General features: G+C 54.6%; 3 protein-coding genes. All 3 read right to left on the minus strand.

The genetic code is table 11. The features are described from left to right. The coding region (locus tag ACRESJ_RS26895) for a hypothetical protein (protein ID WP_431758875.1) at window positions 1–95 on the minus strand (95 nt) is incomplete at its 3' end. 12 nt (window positions 96–107) lie between these two features. Further along, window positions 108–368 carry an RNA chaperone Hfq gene (gene hfq / locus ACRESJ_RS26900; protein WP_008016896.1) on the minus strand — a complete coding sequence of 87 codons (261 nt, stop codon included), beginning with the start codon at window positions 366–368 and terminating at the stop codon, window positions 108–110. A gap of 94 nt (window positions 369–462) precedes the next feature. After that, complete coding sequence (gene miaA / locus ACRESJ_RS26905) at window positions 463–1,434, minus strand: tRNA (adenosine(37)-N6)-dimethylallyltransferase MiaA (RefSeq protein WP_431760566.1); 972 nt, start codon at window positions 1,432–1,434, stop codon at window positions 463–465. Window positions 1,435–1,475 lie beyond the last annotated feature (41 nt).

Consider the following 1,475-nt stretch of genomic DNA (forward strand, 5'->3'; position numbering starts at 1 on the left):
TGAAACTCCTGCGGATCTTCGCGCGCCTCAGGGTCCTGTCCATCCAAGTGAACGAGGATTACTCGCTCACCACCACCGTGGCGCTCAAAGAACAAAGGAGACTCCTATCAGGCGTTACCTGGCTCAGTGTCACCTGCATCGGATTCGGTTGCGCTAGGCAGACGAATTGGACGAACCGGCACCACTGTAGAGATCGCGTGTTTGTAGACCATCTGGCTGACGGTGTTTTTCAGCAGGATAACGAACTGGTCGAAGGACTCGATCGTGCCTTGCAGTTTGATACCGTTGACCAGGTAGATGGACACCCCAACTTTCTCTTTACGTAAAGTGTTCAAGTAAGGGTCTTGTAGCGAATGCCCTTTTGACATGTGCCGCACTCCTTTAAGGATTCAATATAAAAAAATAGGTAAACAAATGGCTTGGACCGTCACACCCCCAAGGATAGACGGCAATTGCAAGGACTCAGCTCAATATGGAGATGGCCCCAAGGTATTTCAAGGCGCGCGGCAGATTGTCGCAATCCAGACTGTCCAGCCAATGCAGATCAGTCCAACTGCGCAGCCAGGTGAACTGGCGTTTCGCCAATTGGCGCGTGGCAATGATTCCACACTCCTGCATCTCGGCTGACGTCAGCTTGCCATCCAGGTAGTCCCAGACTTGGCGGTAGCCTACTGCACGTATAGACGGCAACCCGGCATGCAGGTCACTTCTCTTACGCAGGGCTACGACCTCATCAATGAATCCCTGTTCCAACATTAAAGTGAATCTTTGTTTAATTCGCTCGTGCAGTACCTGGCGATTTGCCGGAGCAATGGCCAAGTTCGCAACAGTATAGGGCAATTGTTGCTGTCCCGAAGCGGCTGCTTCGGTACTTTGCACAGATTGTCGCAAACGCAGGGCGGTCATGCTTTGACCGCTGACACGATAAACTTCCAGTGCCCGACTCAACCGCTGGGGATCGTTCGGATGTATTCGAGCCGCAGACTCCGGATCAATCACCGCCAATTGTTCGTGCAAGGCTTGCCAGCCAAGGCGTGCAGCCTCTTCTTCAATTTGCGCACGGACGTCGGGGTCGGCGGCCGGCATATCCGCCAGGCCTTCAACCAAAGCCTTGTAATAGAGCATTGTGCCGCCCACCAGCAGCGGAATTTTTCCACGCGAGGTGATATCGGCCATGGCTTCCAGTGCATCACGACGGAATTCCGCAGCCGAATAGCTCTCGGCCGGGTCGAGAATATCGATCAGACGATGCGGATATTGCGCCAATAGTTCCTTGGAAGGCTTGGCGGTGCCAATGTCCATGCCACGGTAGACCAGCGCCGAGTCGACGCTGATCAACTCGCAGGGCAGGACTTTGGTGAGTTCGATGGCCAGGTCGGTCTTGCCGGCGGCGGTCGGCCCCATCAGGAAAATCGCAGGTGGGAACTGATTCATCAACGACCGCGCAAGAACAGTTTGTCCAGATCGTCCAGGCC

Origin of the sequence: Pseudomonas sp., from assembly GCF_050739655.1 — a bacterium.
Lineage (GTDB): Bacteria > Pseudomonadota > Gammaproteobacteria > Pseudomonadales > Pseudomonadaceae > Aquipseudomonas.